Consider the following 20369-nt stretch of genomic DNA (forward strand, 5'->3'; position numbering starts at 1 on the left):
ATCGATCCGATATGTACAAACATGGGAATGATTCGTTCGCTAGCGATCCACTTCGTCTTTTTTTTCACTCTGATAATCAGCTTCGGAATGCAAGCGCATGCACAGCAGACTTGCGGTGCTCAGACTTGTGGAGAAGGGTATCAGTGTAACGTTAAGAACAATCCATTTTCAGCAACAGTTTATAGATGCGAACCCATTCCCGGTTTTGATCTTCAAGCCAGTCGAGCACTCAGCAGCTGTCAGGCTAGTTGTACTCAAGAAGGTTATACTTGCCACGCCGACAATTCAGAACGAACCAGTTATTCTTGCAGACCCGTTGCGGGTTCAGAGAATAGATGTTCTGGACCCTGCCGAGGCGGAGGCTCTCAAGTTTTAGTGAATGGTAAGTGTGAATGTCCAGGGGACAATAACAATCGCTGTCCTGGTGGATGTCAGTCTGGTTGGGAGTGCGCTGCGGATGACAATACTCAATCAGGATATGCGTGCCGACCCAGTCAAAGTCAGAACTCTGCATCTTGCGTTCAACAGTATCAACAGTTGAAACAAAAATGTGACAGTGAATACAGTGACGCTTCTTATACTTGCGATGAAAAAAATGATTCCGGTATGGCTGATGTCACCAACACCGGTGCGCAGTTAGCTTTGATGATGGGTCAACAAACGTCTGCAAGTATTCAGGCGGCGTGTTCAAGAATGGCGGACTTCACTCAAGCGGCCAACGGAGCGCTTGCGGCTTACCGTATGACTTGCAATGTCTCTATCAATAGTTGTAAGTCAGCTTGTTCCGATGCGAAATCTTATCTGACTCAAAACCTTCAATGTGTTTCTGAAAACAATCAAGCAACAGCATCGAACTTATTGTCCGCTGCCGATGATTCCGTGAAAAAATGCGGTAACTTCGATTCAAAAATGAATCAAGCGCAACAGGCGATTCAAAACTATGGTGCGACTTCAGCAAATGCTTCTCAATGTGCTTCATTGACGTCGGGAACTTCAGGTCAGGTGACGGAGTTCTGTAAAGCAAATCCAACACACGTGAGTTGTAAAACAGCGGGCCCTGTCGACTGCTCGAATCCGACAGAAGCAACGACGAACAAAGTCTGCGTGTGTATTAAAAATCCGAACGATCCTATGTGTGGTGTTGCTCAAAAAGCGGGTGGCGACGCAGTGGGAACTCCGGGCACTATTGATTCTTCGTCTCGTCTAGCAAGTGGTAACAACAGCGCTCCAGATTTCGGTGGTGATATTCCAGGTCTTCCATCAATCACTCCAGGAAAACCTTCATCAGGAAGTGATCATGGTGTTGATGGCAGTCAAGGCGGCGGCACTTTGAGTGGCGGTGGCTCGGGTGGTTCCGCCGGAGGTCCTTCTTCGGGCGGAGGCGGTGGCGCTGCAGCCTCTGAAGATAAATCTGTCTTAGGCGGATTCTACGGTGGCGGAAGCGGCGGCCGATTTGGTGGCGGCTCTTACGGCGGAGGAAGCGGCGGTGATGGTCGTGGTGTTGGCGTCGGCGGTGCTAATGGTGCAGCGGGAACTCCAGGTGGACCTGATCTTAGAAAGTTTTTGCCAGGTGGTCAGTTCGATCCAAAGCGTGGCATTTCCGGAATGGGTGGCCCTGATGGAATTACAGGACCGCATTCAAATATTTGGCAGAAGATTCAAAACCGTTATCAGGTGATGAGTCCGACTCTGCTTCCTTAATGTCTAATTCTTAAATCAATTGGTGCAGGCTTTCGATCACTTGTTTGCGGATCGGAGCCTCGACTAGAACAGTGACACTCATCGCACTCATCATCAATTTGTGACTGTGCAGCTGTCGATCTGCCAAGACATTTAAAACTTGTTGAGTGATTTCAGGTGACGTTGCGCCTGTGCAAGTCACTGTCACTGTGGAGAAATCTGTTGGTAAGAGAGAAAATTGCGGATGGTTCTGCAATTCTTTTTTAATCGCCTGAACGATTTCTTGAGGACCGGTGAGAAGCATTTCCAATTTATCCGCATTCATCTCGCAGTGAAGAAGCTGCGGGAAGGCGATTTGTTTTTGATCAAACAAAGTTTGTAGTTCTTTAAGAGCCTTCGCCGGATTTTTTTCTTTCGAAAGAATTCCTAAAACCATTTCATGAGAATTTAAAGAGAGTGCTTTGCAGGATTCAAACATATTCAATCCTTTTTTAACAAGAGTGCCGTCAGAAGTTTTATTAGAAGCCGGGCCGATGTACAAAGTGACATTGCGAAGTTTTGCAAGTTCTACAGAGCGGTAGTGCAAAACTTTGGCGCCCCAGAAAGTCATTTCCATCAATTGATCGTAATTCAATTCTTGCAGAGGTCTTGCTGTTTTGACGATATTCGGATCAGCAGTAAATACAGCAGGAACGTCTTTCAAGATTTCACAGCGATCGGCATTAAAAGACGCCGCCATGGCAACCGCCGAAGTGTCGGAACCTCCGCGACCCAAAGTTGTGATTTCTTTTGTCGCCGGAGACACACCTTGAAAACCTGCAAGGATCACAACCTTGTCGGTCTTCAACGATTCTTCCACACGGAAAGGCTTTACGTCTTTGATGAAAGCATTAACGTGAGAGTCATCAGTAAAGATTCCAGCTTGGCTTCCTGTAAAACTGATGGCAGGGCAGCCAAGATCGTTCAGCGCCATGCTCATGAGCGACATACTGATTCGTTCGCCGACTGTAAGAAGCATATCCATTTCACGGCGTTGGGGATGAGAAGAAACTTGATTAGCTAAATCAATCAGTGAGTTTGTGGTTTTACCCATGGCACTCACAACGACGATCAAAGAATTTTCTTTTGATTGATTCGCGACTCTGGCGGCAACAGATCTGATTTTTTCAGGATCTGCGAGAGTAGCGCCGCCATATTTTTGCACGATCAAGGGTTTCATTCCAAAGCAACTTTCCTATGATTCTGATAGACGTAGGAAGAAACAAGTCGACCTGCTCCTTTCGGAACGCGGATGAAGTGTTTTTCCACCTGACGAGGAATGTAACCTAAATAGAGTTCGGCATTCAAATCTTTTAATGACTTTCTTGTGACGCCAAGATGATCAGCAAGAGGTCCCAAATCCGTCCCACCGGGGACAACGACGACTTCGTATTCGAGCGGATCCATCTTTTCTAAGTCGCGGAATCCATAAAGGTTCGGCGCTTTCGCAATCAGCATCGCGGCCAAGATTTTAGGAACGTACTCTTGCGTCTCTTGTGGAAGCGCATTGAGTTTTATGAGAGTCCAGTAATCTTTTGTGCCGTATTTTTTAATCTGACGACGCAATCCATTTTCACCCATGTTGTAACTCGCAGCGACCAAGTACCAAGAGCCAAACTCACTGTAGAGATCACGCAAGTAACGAGTTGCAGCGAGTGTGCTTTTCTTAAGGTCACGGCGCTCATCAAGCCACCATGTTTTGCTTAAGCCATAACGGCTGCCAGTCGCTTCGATAAACTGCCAAGGTCCGACAGCATCAGCGTGGCTGATCGCATTGGGAGCAAAACCGCTTTCAATCATCACCATGTAGGCAAGATCCAAAGGAAGATTTGCACCTTTCAATTCTTCTTGAATGAACGGCATGTACTTGTAAGAGCGCTGCAACCATTCGCGGAACCATTTATTGCCGCGAGGCCCTTGATAGTAAGCAATCCACTTGCTCACTTTTTTATTGTAAGTCACAGGCAAATCAAAAATCAGATTGTCGGAGTGAACATTGGTTGATCGCGCCGTTAATGATTTTAATTTTTCTTTTAAAGTCTGTGCTTGGTTGACCGGCGTAACAGGAACTGCAGGAGCCGTTTTCGGAGTTTCAGCATGCGCTGAAAAAGACGTCATCAAAATTGGAAAAAGCAATGCGGCCCACGTTCTCATAAAGATCATTATGAAGCCGATTCTTTGACACTGTCGACAAAGAACTGACAATTCATTGGCTGCATCGACAAAGGTCAATGCCTCGGTCAAATGCAAAAAAACTGGAGGCCAGAAATTTTCTCCACGGCGAAAGTCGAGTTTGGAAGCTTTTTCCCAGACGAAGATCCGTCCTGTCAAAACGTGGCACATGCTTTGCTGTTACGCAAGTTGTGGAGGAGTATACATGTCAGTAAAAGGCGTCTACACAGCTCTTAGCGGAGCGATGGCACAAAGTACAAAGTTAGATACCATCGCCAATAACTTGGCCAACGTAAATACTCCTGCGTTCAAACGCGACCAACAACTTTTCCAAGAATATTTGACGGCCAATGAGAAACCACCAACGACAACGCAAATTCCTCGCGACGTCGCTTCGATTGAAAGTTTCTATAATATGCAAGGTGGCGACAAGAGTTATGTCGACACAAAGGGAACCTTCACTGATTTCTCGCAAGGTGGTTTGAAACCCACGGGCAATGCTTTGGACGTGGCGATTGATGGCAAAGGTTTTTTTGAAGTGGCAACTCCTGGTGGAGTGAAACTCACTCGCGCGGGGAATTTTACATTGGATGGCAACGGTCAGCTTGTGACGAAAGAAGGTCATCCTGTTTTGCGTGCTGGTGAACCGGGTGCTGATCCTGCTTCGCGTGTGATTCGTTTGCAAGGTTCAGGTGCGATTACGATTGCCGACAATGGCGACGTGTTTGAAGGCACAGAGAACATTGGCAAGCTTTCTCTTGTGAATGTGAACAATCCCGACACTTTACAAAAAGTCGGTGGCTCTCTTTATACATTTAAAGCTAACAGCACTCCCGATATGACAAACATCAACAATCCAAGCTTGAAGCAAGGATTCCTTGAAACTTCTAACGTCAATATCGTGCAAGAGATGACAGACATGATTTCCACGAATCGTGTTTTTGAGAGTACGCAAAAAGCCATCAGCGCCTACGACCAAATGGCGGATAAGATGGTTAACGTGGTTGGAAAGACTAATTAAGGGAAGGATTCCTAGATGCTTAAGAGTTTGAATACAGCAGCGACAGGTATGGCGGCTCAACAGACGAACATGGATGTGATCGCCAATAATATCGCCAACGTTTCAACTAACGGATTTAAGAGATCTCGCGCGGAGTTTGAAGATCTCATGTATCAAACACAAAAAGAACCAGGCACGGCAACGGGAATGAATTCGTATTCTCCGAACGGTGTGCAAACAGGTCTGGGTGTTCGCACCGCTGCGATTCAAAAAGATTTCGCCGGTGGAAATGCGCAAGTCACAAAGAATCCTTTAGATATTCAAATTGAAGGTGCGGGATTTTTCCAAGTTCTCACTCCAGATGGCCAAGTGGCTTACACTCGTGATGGTGCCTTCAAAAAAGATCCTCAAGGTCGCATCGTGGATAAAAATGGAAACTCTTTGCAACCCGAGATCACTGTTCCACCGGATGTTTCTGGAATTGAAGTCGCTCCCAACGGTGAAGTGCGCGTGATTCAAGGTCTGAGTGACGCTCCAACAACTATTGGACAAATTGACATTACAAATTTTGTGAATCCAGCGGGTCTTAAGGCACTAGGTAAAAACTTGTTTGCGCAAACTCCTTCCAGCGGTCAGGCGATTGCGTCTCGTCCGGGTTTGAATGGCACAGGCTATTTGGCACAAGGACAGTTGGAAGCAAGTAACGTGAATATCGTTGATGAGATGGTGAACATGATCACGTCTCAGCGTGCTTACGAAACAAATTCAAAAGTGATTCAAGCGTCAGATCAGATGCTTCAATCTATTAATAATATGAGATAATTGATGAAGAAGATTTTCGCGGTTCTTTTCTTATTCACTCTTCAAGCGCAGGCAAGACCTGAGATCTCTATTCCCGGCAGCGTGGAAATTTCTCAACGTCCGCTTTTGCGCTTAGGTGATATTGCGACAGTGACAAACGGAAACGAAGAGTTGCTTTCGTTGATGGACACGGTTGTGATCCGCGAAGATGCCCGTGAGCTTTTGCTTTCTCAACACTTGGACTCTAAAGAAATTTTAGAAAAAGTGCGTACGGCCATGAAAGATCAGGAGAACCTTAAAAAGCTCAATCCGTCTTTCAAAATTCCTTCAAAAGTGAAAGTGAGTTTTGCTTCGACTCCGATTTCTCGTGAAGAAGTGCAAAGAAAAATCGTGAATGCTTTGCAGGCGCGCTGCAATGAATGTGAATACAAAGTCACAATTCAAAGCACGCCGATTCCCGCGCAAAAACAGTGGGAGCTGGATTTTACGCAGCTTTCAGCCAAAGGTGGATTCCTTTTGCCACTGCGTGATGGCGATCAGCGCCAGTTAAAATGGATCTCAGGAACAATTCGTGTGTCCCAATTAACCCCGGTGACGACTCGATTGATCTTACAAGGAGAGAGGGTGCAATCCCAGGATGTCCGTATGGTGATGACGGATGTGACGTACGCTAAGGATGGCGCACTTCGCATTGAAGACATCCAAGGGCAATTGGCCGCTCGCTCTCTTCCCGTTGGAAGCCCGATTTGGACTTCCGATCTCAAACGTGAACCGGCAGCTAAGAGGGGACAGATTGTTAAGGCCTTGCTAGGCGACGAAGACTTTGAAATCTCCGTCAACATGGTGGCTGAGGACAACGGCTTTGTCGGAGACATGATTAAAGTTAAAAACACAGAAACTCAAAAAGTACTCTCTGGCGTCGTGATTGAAAAAGGTGTGGTGAAGTTGCAATGAGAAATGACAGCATGAAGTCTTTAGTAATCCAGTTTATTTCTTTGGCGGCCTTGGTTTTTGCCACGGCAGGCTGTGCAACGATGAAAGATTTGTGGGCTTCTTTGGATGGAAAAAATACGGAGGCTCCGGCTCTTGAGAGTATCAAATCGGCTCCTCGTTATTCGGACAATCAAAACATGGGTGTGCCGACAGATCGTCAGTACAAACGCATGACTCGCAATCGCATGGAAGAAGAATCTGATTTGGGTGCGACAGCGGGTTCCACTTGGGTGATGGAAGGCCAAGGCGCTTATCTTTTTGCACAAAACAAAATGCGCAAAGAGGGCGATCTTCTCAACGTGAAACTGGATGCCCCCGCGATGAAGCAAGTGGAAACAAAAGTTTCCGTGATCAAAAAATTATTGAAACAATTGGAAGAGCAACAACAGCAGCAACAGCAACCTGAGTTGAACAACTCATTGGCTGCGAATGCAGAAGGCGCTCGTGCTCCGGCTTCTGAAGCAAAAAAACCAGAACCTGCTAAAGAGGAAAAAGAAGAAGGCGGGTTGGCTGAAGTGCAAAACATTCCAACGCGCTTGATTGAAAAATTAGCCGATGGAAATTACCGCGTGAAAGGCCAACAACCTTTCATGATCGGAAAACGTGAATACAAAGTGATCGTCACAGGACTTATTCGCCCTGAGGATTTCAACGATCAGGGAATTACTTCAGACAAACTTCTTGATCCTCAATATGATGTCGTGAGCATCAGAAAGACACGCAATGAATAGAATTTTTCAAATCCTCGCTATCATCGCATTGTTCATTCTTGGTTACTATGAGGGTGCCAATGCGGCTCGTTTGAAAGATATCGCAAGCATTCGTGGTGTGCGCGAAAACCAATTGATTGGTTACGGGATCGTTGTTGGTCTTAAAGGAACTGGCGACGGAAAAAATGAATTCATGAGTAAAAGTGTCGTGCGCATGTTCGACAAACTGGGAATGAAATTGGATTCTCCAGAGTTTGCCAGCAAAAATGCGGCAGCGGTTATTATCACAGCAACAATGCCTGCCTTTGGTAAAGCGGGAAATCCGATTGATATCACAGTGAGTGCAATCGGTGATGCATCTTCTTTGCAAGGTGGTACTTTGTTGCAAGCCCCTCTTCGTGCGGCGAATGAACAAGTGTACGCTGTCGCACAAGGAAGCATCGTGATCGGTGGCGACGGAAAAGATTCACACACGACTGCAGGGCGCATTCCGAATGGCGCCATCATTGAGCGTGATATGACGGCGGATTTTTCTTCTCGCAAAATGTATCGTTTGACGTTGATCAATCCTGATTTCACAACAGCGGCGCGCTCTGTTCTTACAATCAATAAAGAACTTGGCGGTCACTACGCAACAGCGAAAGATGCTGGAACGATTGATATCATCACTCCGTTTGCTTATGAAAACCGCGGTGTGGAGTTGCTTGCGACGATTGAATCTATCGAGATCAATCCCGACATGAAAGCCCGCGTGGTTGTGAATGAAAAAACAGGAACTATTGTAATTGGAGATAAAGTCAAAATTTCAAAAGTTGCCATTTCACACGGATCTATCGCAGTGAAAGTGGGCGACGGTAAAAAAGGCAGCGAAGAAAAAGTCGCTGTTCTCGACACAGGTGTGAGCGTTGGGGAACTTGTGCAGGCACTAAACAAACTGGGTGTCTCGCCAAAGGACCTGATTACTATACTTCAGTCCATCAAGTCAGCTGGAGCTTTGCACGGGGAACTCGAAGTATTATGAAATTTGTGTTTCGAAATGACACAGTATTTAATAGAATTGAAGTATTAGTGTCTGACACATGGATGTGCCAGATACGCGGGGAGGGTGAGGAAGAGATCGCGAACCATGGAAGGTCAAGAGTCAAAAGTTTCTCGCAGGAAACAGGAGCAATAGGTCAGCACGCACCAAGGATTGGTGAACATGAGCCGAAGCTACACTCTCAGAGTCAAGCACAGGATGTGCATGATTCTCCGACTCAACTCCCCTTTTTTTCTCTTCTTTCGACAGCGGACATTGCTACGTGTGAGGTAAGTGAAGGGTTGCAGCAGCCCTTCGCTTCGGACAGTCCTCGCGCTTCTTTGTCTTTCTTGGCATTGTTGGATTTTCGTTTTTTGTTTTCTGAGTACTGCTGCACCTCTTTCTTGGCGCTGCGGAACTTGCGCAGGGCTGCTGCAACCCTTCACTTACCTCTCACGACAAAGTTCGTTGTAGAAGCGAAAAAGGGGTTGAGTGGGATTCAGGCGCTCGGTTTGACTCTGAAAGTGTTTACTTCTGAACGCTTTGATATCTGGCCTTCGGCTAAAAGGTACCAACTACCTTTTTCTTGTTCACTAATTTCTAATTTTCGATTTTTTAGTTCTCAATTTTTTCTTGGGAGTCTTGTATGAGCGACATTAATGGCGCATCTGGGGGCTCTGGAAATTTTAAGGCTTTTGATTCTAAGTTTATGGGTGCGCCTCATCAGCAGAAAACTCCTGATCAGAAGCTTCGGGAAGTTTCTGATATGTATGAGAAGCATTTTCTTCGGGAGATGATGAAGGCTATGCGGTCTACTGTGCATGAAGGTGGATTCGTGCAATCTAATCAGGCTGAGAAAATTTTTAAAGAGCAGCTTGATGATCACTATGTTGAAAAATGGGGCGAGCGTGGGGGCATTGGGCTTTCTGATGTTATCTACAAGCAGCTTGTTGATAAATTTGGTGTGGCTATGGGAATTAAAGCTCCTGTTGCTAAACCTCAAGGGCCACTTCCTTTGGATAATAAAAGTGAGTATCGTGCTCAGCCGTTTCAGCATCCTGGTAAAAAACAATCTGTGTCTTATCGTATCGATCGCAATCTCAATGAAACAACTCTCGCTTCTGATGGAAAAAATCCTCAGGAACCTGTGAAAGCCCCATGGGATGGGGTTCTCCTTGGGAAACGTTCTCTTGTGGACAATCAAACTCTCGTTGAAATTGGGCACGACAATGGTCTTAAAAGTCAGATGGTTTTTAAGGGAGCTGTGTCGAATGTTTCGACAGGACAAAAACTGCAAGCTGGCGACACCCTTGGGTTTTTAAGTTCAGAGGCAAAATCACTCTACTGGACTGTAGAACCTGGACCAGAAACTGTCTCAGAATGATTTGGTGTAACTGTCTCAATGTGGTACTATGAAAAGAACAAAAGAGTGTCTTTTAGCACTCGAAAGCATGGAGGATCGCAATGAAGATCACGCACAATAAAGTCGGACAAAATTTGAATCTTACTGATTCCGCTCGTTCCGACAAAGCCGACGGCGTAAAAAATAAAGCCACGGGTGCGGCAACGAACAAAGCGGATTTGTTGTCTTCATCTTCACTTGGCGAATCTTCTCGTGTTGAACTTTCTCCTCGCGCACAAGAAGCAAAACGCATCAAAGAACTTGCGATGTCTGCTCCTGACGTTGACGAAGCGAAAGTTGCTAAATTCAGAAAATTGATCGACGAAGGAAAATACCAAGTCGATGCAAAAGCTATCGCCGACAAAATGGTCGACGAGCATTTGGAGTTTTAAACCGACGGCAGTCGGCAGAGCCGCAGCGCTGGGGCGCGGAGGCTGAAGCAGCTTCAAGTTCGAAGTTGAAAAATAAAATCTAAACCGCAGTAAGCGGCATCAAGGATGATGAAGATGGACGCAACAGTAGAAAGAGCGTTTCACAAGTTAGAAGCCAATCTCGAAGAACTTACAAAGGTCTATCGTTCTCTTCTCGATATCGTACGCAAAGAAAAAGAAATTCTTCTCAAAGCAGATCGTGAAGCCTTGGATGAAAGCAACAAACTCAAAGAAGAGTTGCTATTCAAACTTCGCGCTCAAGATTCTTTGCGTTCACGCTATGCCATGGATCTCGCAACAATGGTCGGCGCTGACGTTGAAAATCCACGTTTGTTGGAGCTAGCACAAAAACTTGCAGGCACACCCGCCGCAGACCGTTTGCGCACACAACACGCAGCTCTCGATATCCTGATCAAAAGAATCACAGAAATTAACAAAGAAAACGAAGAATTCACAAAGTCCGCTCTGAACACATTGAACGGCGCTTTGAATGATATCAAAGACACTCTCTCTGGCAAAAAAACCTACGGAGGCAAAGGCCAATACAAACAAGGCCCCCAAGTGTCCGGTAACTTCGTAAGTAAAGAGGCTTAAAAAAACGGCGCAGAATGCGCCCAGAAAAAAGCGCCCTCAAGAAGTCCATCTTCCCAAAGGCGCTACGAGTGGAAGGATGTACACCAGAAGTTTCTTTATTTAAAATAAAGAAACTTCGGGTCGCACCACCGAGCAGGAGACAGGATGTCTAAAATCTCGGCTATGATGGATACGGGTAAACGCTCTCTGATGAACTCTCAGACGGCGTTGCAAACGGTCGGTCATAACATCGCCAACAAGTCGACAGAGGGCTTCTCTCGCCAGAGAGTCGAACTCATGACGAACCAACCGATCACTGAGGGAAATCTTCAGATCGGGATGGGTGCGCGTGCGGGAGTTGTGACTCGTGTTAACAATCCTTGGTTAGAAAAACAAATCCAAAAAGAAGGCACAAGCATGGGATATCAAGATTCCCGTACAAATGCTTTGAGCCGCGTTGAACAGATTTACAACGAACAAGCGAACAAAGGGTTGAATCAGTACATGACTGATTTCTTCAACTCGTTCCGTGAACTTTCCAACAATCCTGAAAGTTTGGCGTCACGTACAATGGTGCGTGAATCCGCAGCGGCATTGACCAAAGATTTCGGTCGCGTTGTCGGTCAGTTGAAAGACGTTCAGGAAGACATCGACGGTCAAATCAAAACGACCGTGGATGAAATCAATCAAATCACAAAAGAAATTGCCTCTCTGAATGAAAAAGTTCAGATGGTGGAAATTCAAAATACTCCGGCCAACGATGAAAGAGACCGTCGTGATCTCTTGCTTAAAAAATTAGGCGAAAAAATCGATATCTCGTGGGCGGAAGGTAAAGACGGCATGGTCACAGTGACGGCCGGTCGCACGGGGATCTTGGTTTCAGGAAGTGGATCTTCTGAATTGAAGGCCCAAGAAACGGGAGATCGTGATCGTTTGGAAATTTTCTTCGTGGGCACAGGGGCTCCGGCAAATATCACAAAGCAAATCACGGGTGGTCGTATCGGTGGTGCTTTGGATGTGCGTGACCATATCATCGAAGACATGCTCGCTCACGTCGACAATATGGCTTACACTTTGGCGAAAGAAGTCAATGCGGCTCACATCGAGGGTTTTGATAAATCAGGTCGCCCGGGCGTTTTATTCTTCGATATGCCAGAAGATGTGAAGGGTGCCGCTGCGACAATTAACTTAAATAAAACAATCTTTAACGATGTCGGCAGAATCGCGGCAGGTGCTCAACCGGGAGCTGCGGGTGATAACACCGTTGCCAACGTGATTTCTTCTTTGCAAAACCGCCAAGTGATGGACGGTGGCTCTTCCACTTTGGATGACTACTACAACACGCAAGTCGGTCAGATTGGTGCGATTGCACAAAGAGCGGCGAAAGCTCAAGAATCGCAAAAAAACGTTCTGGGCCAACTGACGAACATTCGTGAAAGCATCAGCGGAGTTTCTTTGGATGAAGAAACAACAAAGATGATTGAGTTCCAAAAAACTTACGATGCTTCCGCAAGACTTATTAAAACAGCGGATGAAATGTTTGATACGGTACTGAACCTTAAACGCCTCTAATTAGGATAGGGAATACGACGTAGATGAGAATCGCAGATAAAATGGCTTTCAATCAGGTGAATCAGAATCTGTCGAAGAATCGATCAGATATGGCTGATTTGCAGAATCAAGCTGCGACTCAAAAGCGTATTACCAAACCTTCCGATGATCCTTTAGCATCAGCTCGCGTTCTTGCCGCTCGCACGGAAGAACGAGGCAACACGCAGTTTATTAAAAACATCAACAACGCGCGCTCCTTCCTTGAGTTCTCGGATCAATCTCTTGGGGAACTCTCAGAAATCTTGGTGCGTGCGAAAGAACTTGCGATCAGCCAATCCAACGATGCCAGCGGAAATGCAGAAAGCCGCATGGTCACGGCGTCTGAGGTTGAACAAATCTACAATCAAGCTGTACAGATCGGAAACCGCAAACTCGGTGAGCGATACATTTTCGGCGGATATAAAACTCAGACAATGCCATTCAGTCAGGCGGGGGAATACTTCGGTGACGATGGCGATATGAAGATCCAAACTCACAAAGATTCTTTTGTTGCGATGAACATTCCTGGCAACAAAGTGTTTTTGGGAAAAGGTTTGGGTGGTGACGGCATTGTGCGCGCTCGTTATGAAGCGCCGACAAATGTTGAGCAGTTGAAAGAGTTCCAACAAGAAGAACTTCAGCGTAAAGAGCAAAACCAAGAGTTAGAACAGAACTATTTGGAGACTCGCGGTCCGGCTTCTGAGCGCCGCAACAGCCGCATGGATAAGCAAGATCCAGTGACGGGTGGAGCAGGAATCAACTTGTTTACGACCTTGCGCAATTTGGAAGTTTCCTTGCGCACCAATGATAAAGACGGCATTCAAGAGACCTTGGATACTTTGGATCAGGCTATCTCCCAAGTGGTTTTGGCGCGTTCTGAGGTTGGGTCCAGAATCATGTCCGTCAATAACACCATGGATTCCCTGCAAAAGGCCGTGGTGGACAATAAGGTGACGGCGTCAGAGCTTGAGGATGCCGATGCATTCCAGGTGATTTCAGATATTAATAAGACCGATAGCACCCTAAAAGCGACCCTCGAAACGTCTGGAAAGCTTATTCAGCCAAGCCTTCTTGACTTTCTCAGATAAAAATAATACCTACAGTTCCGCTTAAAACTACCGATAACGACTGCAGCAAAAGGAGTTGTCATGCTGGTTCTCACACGGAAGTTGGGTGAAAGCATCGCTATCGATGACCACATCAAAATTAGAGTAGTTCAAATCAAGGGTAAACAGGTCCGCCTAGGTATCGAAGCGCCCAAAGACACGAAAATCCACCGTGAAGAAGTTTACGTTGCGATCCAAGAACAGAACCAACAGTCTGCCAGTGTCCCTGCTGATAAAACGCGCAGCGTTGCAAAGCTATTGAAGCCTTAATTTCCAATTTTTGACATCTAACTTCTAAAGGGGTCCCATCGGCCCCTTTTCCGCTTCCAGAGCCTGAAGCGTCTCGTCATGCCATCTAGATTTTAATTGTGTCTCCCTAGATTTAGGTCCAGATTTATAGATGTATTCACCATCAGAGTGCCTTCGTGTGTCTAAACTATGGGTGAATCCTGAATCTTTGGGAGGATGAATGATCATTTCGACATCGCGCTTCGGCCAAGTTGAGCTGAAACAAGAAGATGTTTTGACGTTTCCGGAAGGCCTTCTGGGTTTTGCGGATTTGCGCAAGTTCGTTCTTCTCGATGATCCAAATGACGAGATCTTTGCATGGTTGCAAAGCTGTGAAGCGCCTCAAATAGCGTTTCCAGTTTTAGAGCCGGAACTTTTCGCTCCTCAATACAAAGCCACTCTCACAAAAAGCGATTTGGAAGCGTTGAAACTAACGGCTCAAGATAAAGCTCGTTACTTCTCTATCGTAACTATTCCTGATGATCCGACTTTGATGACAGCAAACTTGAAAGCTCCGGTTGTTGTGAATGTGGCGGCGAGAATGGCTCGTCAATGTGTTCTTCAAGACAATAACTTGGCGATCCGCGAGCCGATCTTCACGAAGTTGCAACAACGTGTGGTGCAAAACCCTGCGGTGGCGATCAAGAATCAATCTTCTGGTATCGACGTTGCGACGAAGTTGCACGTCGTGAAAGACGCTGAACTTTAAAATATAAAAATTCAAAACTAAGAAAAGGCTCGGTAAAACCGGGCCTTTTTATTTTGTGTCCGAATATCAGTTGCCGTTTAAGTTTTAAGAAAATCTCTTGCTGTTAAGTCGAGCCGTAATTCTTGCAAAAAAGAAAAGCGGCCTCAAAGACCGCCTTCTTATGGACGAGAGACCCCTCTAAACAAGGAGGCTCTCTATGAAAAGCAAACCCTCACAGGAGGCTTTTCGGCAGTTTAAGAAATTTCTAAAGCTGCTCGTGCTGATTTTGTTTCTTTTAGTCAGCTCATGCAGTTAAGACGGTAAACTATCCATAGGGCTTAGGGCTACTTCGATAGGCTTCCGGCTCGTGGGCGAGTCGAGCTTAAAACTCGGGACTTATCACGGACGAAGCGGTTTTTGAGGCCGCTTTTTTACTCCACTGTGCAGAAGTATGGTTTCTTACTTTCGTGGTCCGCGAAATTTGCTCCATCACTCTAGTTAACATAAAATTATATACATGAGAGTGGTCTGGAGCGTTCTGATTTTATTCTTAAGTTATTCCGCACATGCTGCAACAGCAGAGTCGTGCACAACCGTGGATCTTCGTAAAGATTTCGGACCGATTCGCAATCAAGACGGTGTGGGTTGGTGTTATGCTTTTTCTGCGGCGGATATGATTACTTTTAAAAACAAAGGCCGCGCTTACGTTTCTGCTTCTGACATGGCAACTCAGTATATCAGTCAGCAAAACGTTTCTCTTACAAGCGGACCCATTGTTACTTTCGGCGGTGGAGTCCCAGTGCAGGCAATGAAAATGGCCGCCAAAAAAGGTGTGTGCACAGAGGCGTCCGTTCCTTCTGAGGTCAATCAAGGAAGTGATATCTACGAAGCTTATTACAATCTTTTCCGCATCTCGAAATCTATTCAGACAACGGGGCGAGGAAAAGAATATTGCGCCGGTGCCGCTCAAGCTTATCAAAAGTTTTTCCCGAGTAGTTCTCCGCAAGAGATCGCAAAGACAATTGCGACGGAGCCTCCATGGCAAGTTGTCGCAAAACTGCAGAGTAAAAACTGTCCTACTCGCTACAGTGCAGGCTTTAATGAAAACGATGTGACGGCAGAAACGAACAAAGCCAAGATACCGCAAGTTATTAAAAATCAATTCGATCAAAAAAAACCCGTGATGATTTCTTATCCTATAAAGCTCATCATGAAAAAACATCCTACGGCTGAGGGCATGCACGCGAGTGTTTTGGTGGGAAGAAAGTTTAATGCGAAAACAAAAAAATGCGAATATCTGATTCGCAATTCTTTTGGACGTAGCTGTGACGGCTACAACAAATCTTTAAAGTGTGAATCAGGAAATATCTGGGTTGCCGAAAATGACTTATTTGAATCCGTTGCTGATATTACTTATTTTAAGTAGTTTTTTAAACTTCGCCCACGCTGAGGAGTCCGACTTCACCTGCATGGCTAGTGAAATAAAAATTCCCTATGCCGATGGCAAAACAAAAACAGAGAAAGTCGAAATCTGCACAAACAAAGATCGAAATTCCTTGCGGTCCAAAGGCTGCTTAAAACTCGAATGTCTTCCGAAAGAAAAATTAAAGAGAATCAAGTTTTCAGATGTGGTGGCCGATTCAGGCTCTCCCGGATTTAAAATCTGCCACGCAATTGGCGGAAAAGCGGAGTTGATTGAATTTAAAGCCGACGATCAATGGTACAGTTTAGACCGCTGCAGGCTAGGCAAAGAATTCGTGAATCCCGGTGTGCTTATTGACGAAGTGAGCGAGTAGTTTTTTTGCTTTCCACTTTGGTGAGCATATGAATCACATAAGACAAAGTTAACAACGTCCCGATAGAGAAATGCACGACGCTGGCGTAAGTGGAAAGTTTCTCGTCGCCTAAATAAAGAATTCCCATTCCCGTCATTCCTAGGCCCACGATAAAACTCATCAGTGCCACGCCACTCACACGTTTTGCTTTTTTGCGAAAGCCTAAGCGCACGTGCACACTCGATAAAGCGCCTAGAACGGTGAAGACTGTAAATCCCAAAACCACGTGCAGGATCACGATCCAATCACGCTGCTCGGTGGGAAGTCTCCACGGGAAATTCCACTCTAATTTCAAAACGAGGATTGTCGGAAAAAGCAAAGCGCCTGTCACAAATGACAGGAAAAAAATCGAATGAATCAGATTTTTAGAAAACCACTTTGGATAACCGATCATAAACAGCGTCCACCTAAACGAGCCATAATCTCTGCTCTTTCTTCAGGAAAAGCAAGGCTTGCGACCTTTGTTAAAGCATCTGCGCGCCAGGCTTTTTTAGCCAGAACCGTCCAAACACCCAAAGCGGGCTTGCGGTCCCCTAAAACCACCCAGCCGGGAAAGCTTTGATCGTAGACGTCTTTCACCCAGGTTGTGGCGACAGACATATTTTGCAAGCCACCCAGGGTTTCACCAAGGCCCTCAGGTCCGCGGATTTGCAATGGTAAGACCACGTCTCCGTAAACGCGAATGTCGCCGCCAGCGTTGACCCAACCGTTGGAAAGGCCTGCTTGCTTTAACGCTTTGATCGCGAGATCCACGGCATACCCTTTGGCAATGCCGTCTAAGACGACGCGCACAGGGCGAGCGAGAAATACTTTTTTTCTGCGCATCTGAATATCGAAAGCTTCACCGATCGGCAAAGGAATCTCAGAGCTTTGAAAATAAGAAGAATGATCCGGTAAATAACCTAAAGACTGAAGCTTTCCGCCCACAGTGGGGTTAAAAAGACCATCGCTGGCGCAAGACATGGCTTTGGCTAGACGAAGCACGCGCAGACTGTGCGGATGTAACTCTACTTCATTTCCGAATGAATAATTTAAACGACTTAAATCACTCTGAGGATTGTGAAAGCTCAAAAGATTATGAATTTGTTCGATCGCGGAAAACGCAGCATCAAAAGCGGGGGAATCTTGAGCCGAAGGGCAGGCAGAGCCCACCTCGACAAATGTTCCCAAGAGAGGCTTCATTCTGCGCGTAGCATGTTTCATTTTTGTAAAACGATTTTATGGAAGGAAAGAAGTCTTTTCACGCCGTCAGTGATATTGCGGCTGGAAAGGGTTGCCCCGCTGATATTTGGAATATCGACGTCGAGCTTAAACGGATCGGAAATCGTTTTTCCTGCAAAGTGTTTTCTCCAGCTTGAATCTCGAACTTGGCCGCCTTTGGTTTCGCGGTAGCTCATGATCTCAAGGCCCAAAACTTTTCCCTCCGGAGAAATCGCCACGCTGTAAGTGATGAACTCGTGTTTTCCGATCACTTCATCAATGATGAACCAACCTAAAAGCTTTCCTTTTTTTTCAGCGCGCCAAGCTGGGACTTCTTTTTTGCGCTGACGAACTTTGGCGATCTCTTCGATCTTTTCTTTTTGCTCGTCTGTCAAAGTCACAGGGTTTGCGACAAAAGTATCAGCTTCAGGGAAAAGAACTTTTTGAGCCTGCTCCGTCGTGAAGTAGTCCGTGGCATACGCCATAGACGTGATCATCGTGACGGGGAGAAGAGTAAGATATTCTTTTCTAAACAGGCTCATGCAAGTTCCTTACGGGCTTAGAAGTTAAAGCCCACTTTTAAACGAGTTTCGTATTTCGTTTTTTCGATCAAGTGAAGGTTGTTGTCGTCTTGCGCATCAAACTTTTCACCGCCACCGCTGACTTGTTGAATCCAAGTCAAAGTCGCCCACCATTTTTCACTTCCGTAGTGTAAGCTTGGGCCTGTGAAAACAGTCCAGCGCTCTGTGCCCACTTCAGTTTCATATTCACTCTCAAAAAGAGCTTCCGCACCGATGAACCAGTTTGGCATGAAACGGTAAGCAACGCCCGTATCAGCAGTGAAACCGATTTCAACTTCCGGTTCTACAGGCCAGTCAAATCCAGGAGGAAGATCGTTCAAATCTCCGCGACGCGCGTAAGTCGTTTCAAAGCCCAAGTTTGAAGACCAAACAACCTCACCTTCAAGGAAGTATTTTTGAGCGATGAAAAGAAGTTCCATCGAGTAGCTGTCTTTGTTTTGACCCGAATGTCTGTCCAACCAATTGTACGAAAAAGAAAGGTAAGAAGAAAGACCGATGATGTCTTTTGCCGGGCTTAAGAAATTGTATTTAAGACCTGCTTCAACACCAGAGGGACGAAGTGAAAGGTTGTTGTCTTTCGGCAAGTAACCATCGACAGACAAACCGGACATCTCTACTTGCAACATCTGCAAGCTGCCAGAAAGTGACAAGCTGTCAGTAGCACCGTACTCAACTTCTGTTTTTGAATCCAAAGCGTGGTATTTGCCTGCACCTTTGTTATCACGAGAAGTTAGGATCTGATAAAGCTCCCAGCTTCCTTTTGGAAGAGTCTCAGCACCTTTTACGTAACCAAGAAGGTTTTCATCGGCGCGTGCAAAAGACGCCTGAACCAGAACTGTCACAAGTAAACAAAATCCTAATTTTTTCATGTATTTCGCGTATCCTTAAGTAGGCTTAATGTTGAACGCTAGCAAGTACGCCAACGCTTTCGCGATGTCATGAAGACTTTTGATATTGATAATCAGTTGAAAACGCCTTTTGATGCGTCAGATCATAGTGTCTATTACAAGACTTAGGCGTTTTCCAATTGAGGTAAGGATTTCTCTGTCTTTGCGCCCAAGCGCTTAAGATCTTCCACTTGGTCGATCAAGTTTCCACGGCCTTCCGAAACCTTCTTGATAACCTCTTCATGAGCTTTTTGAGCCGCTCCCAGTTTTTCACCTAAGTTTTGGAGATCTTTAAGAAGACCCGCGAATTTTTCGTAAAGAAGGCCACCACGTTTCGCGATCTCCAGCGCATTTTTTTCCTGACGGTCTTGTTTCCACAAAGCCGCTACCGTTCGCAATGTCGCCAAAAGTGTTGTCGGGCTCACAATCGCCACGTTTCTTTCCCACGCATATTGGAAAAGTTCAGGCTTTAATTTAAACGCCAACGCAAACGCCGGCTCCAAAGGCATAAAAAGAATCACAAAATCAGGAGAGATCAGCTTATCAGCCGCGTGATATTTTTTCTCTGACAAACCGTCGATGTGTTTTTTCAAAGACTCCACATGAAGTTTTCCTGCGCGCTCTTGATCTTCCGGAATTTCCGCGGATGTGTATTGTTCGTAAGCGATCAAAGTCATTTTCGAGTCGACGATCAAATGTTTTTCGTCAGGCAAATTCACGATCACGTCAGGACGAAGAATCTGTCCGTCTTCACCGCGCAAATCCATGTCTGTGCCTTGAATGATGTACTCATCACCTTTGCGAAGGCCTGAACGCTCTAAGATATTTTCAAGAATCAACTCGCCCCAATTGCCTTGGGTTTTCACTTCGCCCTTTAAAGCTTTCGTAAGGTTTTGAGTTTCTGCTGACATCACTTTGTTCAATTCCATCAGTTTTGTCAGCTCACCACGAAGAACGCCGCGCTCGGAACGCTCGGTGGAGTACGTCTCTTCCACTTTTTTCTCGAAGTCTTTGATGCGCTCTTTGAGAGGTTCTAAAACAGAGGCGATGTTTTTGTGGTTTTGATCCGTGAACTTCGCTGATTTTTCTTCAAAGATTTTTTGTGCAACGACTTCAAACTGCACGTTCATGCGGTTTGCCAGTTCTTCTTGTTGCTTGCGTGCTTCGGTCATCAAAGATTTTTGCTCTTGAATGCTTTGTGAGAGGAGGTCGTTTTTCATCTGCAAAGCTTGAACTTCGGCCTGTAATTGCGCTTTTTCTGCCGCAGCCTGGGCTTTATTTTTAAAATAAACCACGAGACCTGAAATAATGGCTCCTGCAATAAAAGCGGCAATGGCGATGAAATTCATAATGGCCTCCTCGGACTTCCTCTTTC

At 45.8% G+C, this 20369-nt stretch carries 22 protein-coding genes; 15 read left to right on the forward strand and 7 right to left on the reverse strand.

The genetic code is table 11. From position 1 onward, the window contains the following. The first annotated feature begins 27 nt into the window (after positions 1-27). Entirely contained in the window at positions 28-1701 is a 1674-nt protein-coding gene (locus AAAA78_RS02550; RefSeq protein ID WP_340590150.1) for a hypothetical protein, read from the forward strand. A gap of 10 nt (positions 1702-1711) precedes the next feature. On the opposite strand, the gene AAAA78_RS02555 is transcribed toward AAAA78_RS02550, so the two are convergent. Together AAAA78_RS02555 and AAAA78_RS02560 are read right to left on the reverse strand one after the other, a co-directional pair. Next, the gene (locus AAAA78_RS02555; RefSeq protein WP_340590151.1) at positions 1712-2899 is read right to left on the reverse strand and encodes an aspartate kinase; all 1188 of its coding nucleotides are present in this window, start codon (positions 2897-2899) and stop codon (positions 1712-1714) included. Next, on the reverse strand, positions 2896-3873 hold the full coding sequence (locus AAAA78_RS02560) for a lytic transglycosylase domain-containing protein (protein ID WP_340590152.1): 978 nt from the start codon (positions 3871-3873) through the stop codon (positions 2896-2898). The genes AAAA78_RS02555 and AAAA78_RS02560 overlap by 4 nt, the downstream gene beginning before the upstream one ends. Positions 3874-4096: 223 nt before the next feature. Here AAAA78_RS02560 and flgF point away from each other — a divergent pair, with 223 nt between their 5' ends. The 14 genes from flgF (at position 4097) to AAAA78_RS02630 (ending at position 16287) form a co-directional block, all read left to right on the forward strand. Further along, positions 4097-4912, forward strand: coding sequence for a flagellar basal-body rod protein FlgF (gene flgF, locus AAAA78_RS02565; RefSeq protein ID WP_295905979.1), 816 nt, complete (start codon positions 4097-4099; stop codon positions 4910-4912). Positions 4913-4927: 15 nt separating this feature from the next. After that, a complete protein-coding gene (flgG, locus tag AAAA78_RS02570; protein ID WP_340590153.1) occupies positions 4928-5713 on the forward strand; it encodes a flagellar basal-body rod protein FlgG in 786 nt (261 codons plus the stop codon). A 3-nt stretch (positions 5714-5716) separates the two neighbouring features. After that, a complete protein-coding gene (flgA, locus tag AAAA78_RS02575) occupies positions 5717-6646 on the forward strand; it encodes a flagellar basal body P-ring formation chaperone FlgA (protein WP_340590154.1) in 930 nt (309 codons plus the stop codon). Between the two features lie 11 nt (positions 6647-6657). Next, complete coding sequence (locus AAAA78_RS02580) at positions 6658-7416, forward strand: flagellar basal body L-ring protein FlgH (RefSeq protein ID WP_340590155.1); 759 nt, start codon at positions 6658-6660, stop codon at positions 7414-7416. After that, positions 7409-8416, forward strand: a complete 1008-nt coding sequence (locus AAAA78_RS02585) for a flagellar basal body P-ring protein FlgI (protein WP_340590156.1) — start codon at positions 7409-7411, stop codon at positions 8414-8416. Before AAAA78_RS02580 ends, AAAA78_RS02585 begins: the two co-directional genes overlap by 8 nt. 643 nt (positions 8417-9059) lie before the next feature. Then, positions 9060-9797, forward strand: coding sequence for a rod-binding protein (locus AAAA78_RS02590; protein WP_340590157.1), 738 nt, complete (start codon positions 9060-9062; stop codon positions 9795-9797). 80 nt (positions 9798-9877) lie between these two features. Then, positions 9878-10207, forward strand: a complete 330-nt coding sequence (flgM, locus tag AAAA78_RS02595; protein ID WP_340590158.1) for a flagellar biosynthesis anti-sigma factor FlgM — start codon at positions 9878-9880, stop codon at positions 10205-10207. Positions 10208-10321: 114 nt separating this feature from the next. Then, the gene (locus tag AAAA78_RS02600) at positions 10322-10840 is read left to right on the forward strand and encodes a flagellar protein FlgN (RefSeq protein ID WP_340590159.1); all 519 of its coding nucleotides are present in this window, start codon (positions 10322-10324) and stop codon (positions 10838-10840) included. 144 nt (positions 10841-10984) lie between these two features. Further along, positions 10985-12391, forward strand: coding sequence for a flagellar hook-associated protein FlgK (gene flgK, locus AAAA78_RS02605; RefSeq protein WP_340590160.1), 1407 nt, complete (start codon positions 10985-10987; stop codon positions 12389-12391). A gap of 23 nt (positions 12392-12414) precedes the next feature. Continuing rightward, on the forward strand, positions 12415-13497 hold the full coding sequence (gene flgL / locus AAAA78_RS02610) for a flagellar hook-associated protein FlgL (RefSeq protein ID WP_340590161.1): 1083 nt from the start codon (positions 12415-12417) through the stop codon (positions 13495-13497). A 60-nt stretch (positions 13498-13557) separates the two neighbouring features. After that, a complete protein-coding gene (csrA, locus tag AAAA78_RS02615; protein ID WP_041869353.1) occupies positions 13558-13785 on the forward strand; it encodes a carbon storage regulator CsrA in 228 nt (75 codons plus the stop codon). A gap of 199 nt (positions 13786-13984) precedes the next feature. Next, positions 13985-14512 (forward strand): flagellar assembly protein FliW, encoded by a 528-nt coding sequence (gene fliW / locus AAAA78_RS02620; protein ID WP_340590162.1) that lies wholly within the window; start codon positions 13985-13987, stop codon positions 14510-14512. A 496-nt stretch (positions 14513-15008) separates the two neighbouring features. Further along, positions 15009-15917: a C1 family peptidase gene (locus tag AAAA78_RS02625; protein ID WP_340590163.1), complete on the forward strand. Its 909-nt coding sequence runs from the start codon at positions 15009-15011 to the stop codon at positions 15915-15917. A 43-nt stretch (positions 15918-15960) separates the two neighbouring features. Next, the gene (locus AAAA78_RS02630) at positions 15961-16287 is read left to right on the forward strand and encodes a hypothetical protein (protein WP_340590164.1); all 327 of its coding nucleotides are present in this window, start codon (positions 15961-15963) and stop codon (positions 16285-16287) included. On the opposite strand, the gene AAAA78_RS02635 is transcribed toward AAAA78_RS02630, so the two are convergent. The 5 genes from AAAA78_RS02635 to AAAA78_RS02655 all read right to left on the reverse strand — a co-directional run bounded on the left by AAAA78_RS02635 (position 16265) and on the right by AAAA78_RS02655 (position 20343). Next, positions 16265-16720: a hypothetical protein gene (locus AAAA78_RS02635; protein ID WP_340590165.1), complete on the reverse strand. Its 456-nt coding sequence runs from the start codon at positions 16718-16720 to the stop codon at positions 16265-16267. The two genes, AAAA78_RS02630 and AAAA78_RS02635, sit on opposite strands and share 23 nt — an antisense overlap. Next, entirely contained in the window at positions 16717-17529 is an 813-nt protein-coding gene (locus AAAA78_RS02640; RefSeq protein ID WP_340590166.1) for an FAD:protein FMN transferase, read from the reverse strand. Before AAAA78_RS02640 ends, AAAA78_RS02635 begins: the two co-directional genes overlap by 4 nt. Further along, positions 17526-18068 carry an FMN-binding protein gene (locus AAAA78_RS02645; RefSeq protein ID WP_340590167.1) on the reverse strand — a complete coding sequence of 181 codons (543 nt, stop codon included), beginning with the start codon at positions 18066-18068 and terminating at the stop codon, positions 17526-17528. Before AAAA78_RS02645 ends, AAAA78_RS02640 begins: the two co-directional genes overlap by 4 nt. Before the next feature lie 17 nt (positions 18069-18085). Further along, positions 18086-18976, reverse strand: coding sequence for a DUF6662 family protein (locus AAAA78_RS02650; protein WP_340590168.1), 891 nt, complete (start codon positions 18974-18976; stop codon positions 18086-18088). Between the two features lie 143 nt (positions 18977-19119). Continuing rightward, positions 19120-20343, reverse strand: coding sequence for a DNA recombination protein RmuC (locus AAAA78_RS02655; RefSeq protein ID WP_340590169.1), 1224 nt, complete (start codon positions 20341-20343; stop codon positions 19120-19122). Positions 20344-20369: the final 26 nt, after the last annotated feature.

Origin of the sequence: Bdellovibrio sp. BCCA, from assembly GCF_037996825.1 — a bacterium.
In the GTDB taxonomy this organism is placed as follows: domain Bacteria; phylum Bdellovibrionota; class Bdellovibrionia; order Bdellovibrionales; family Bdellovibrionaceae; genus Bdellovibrio.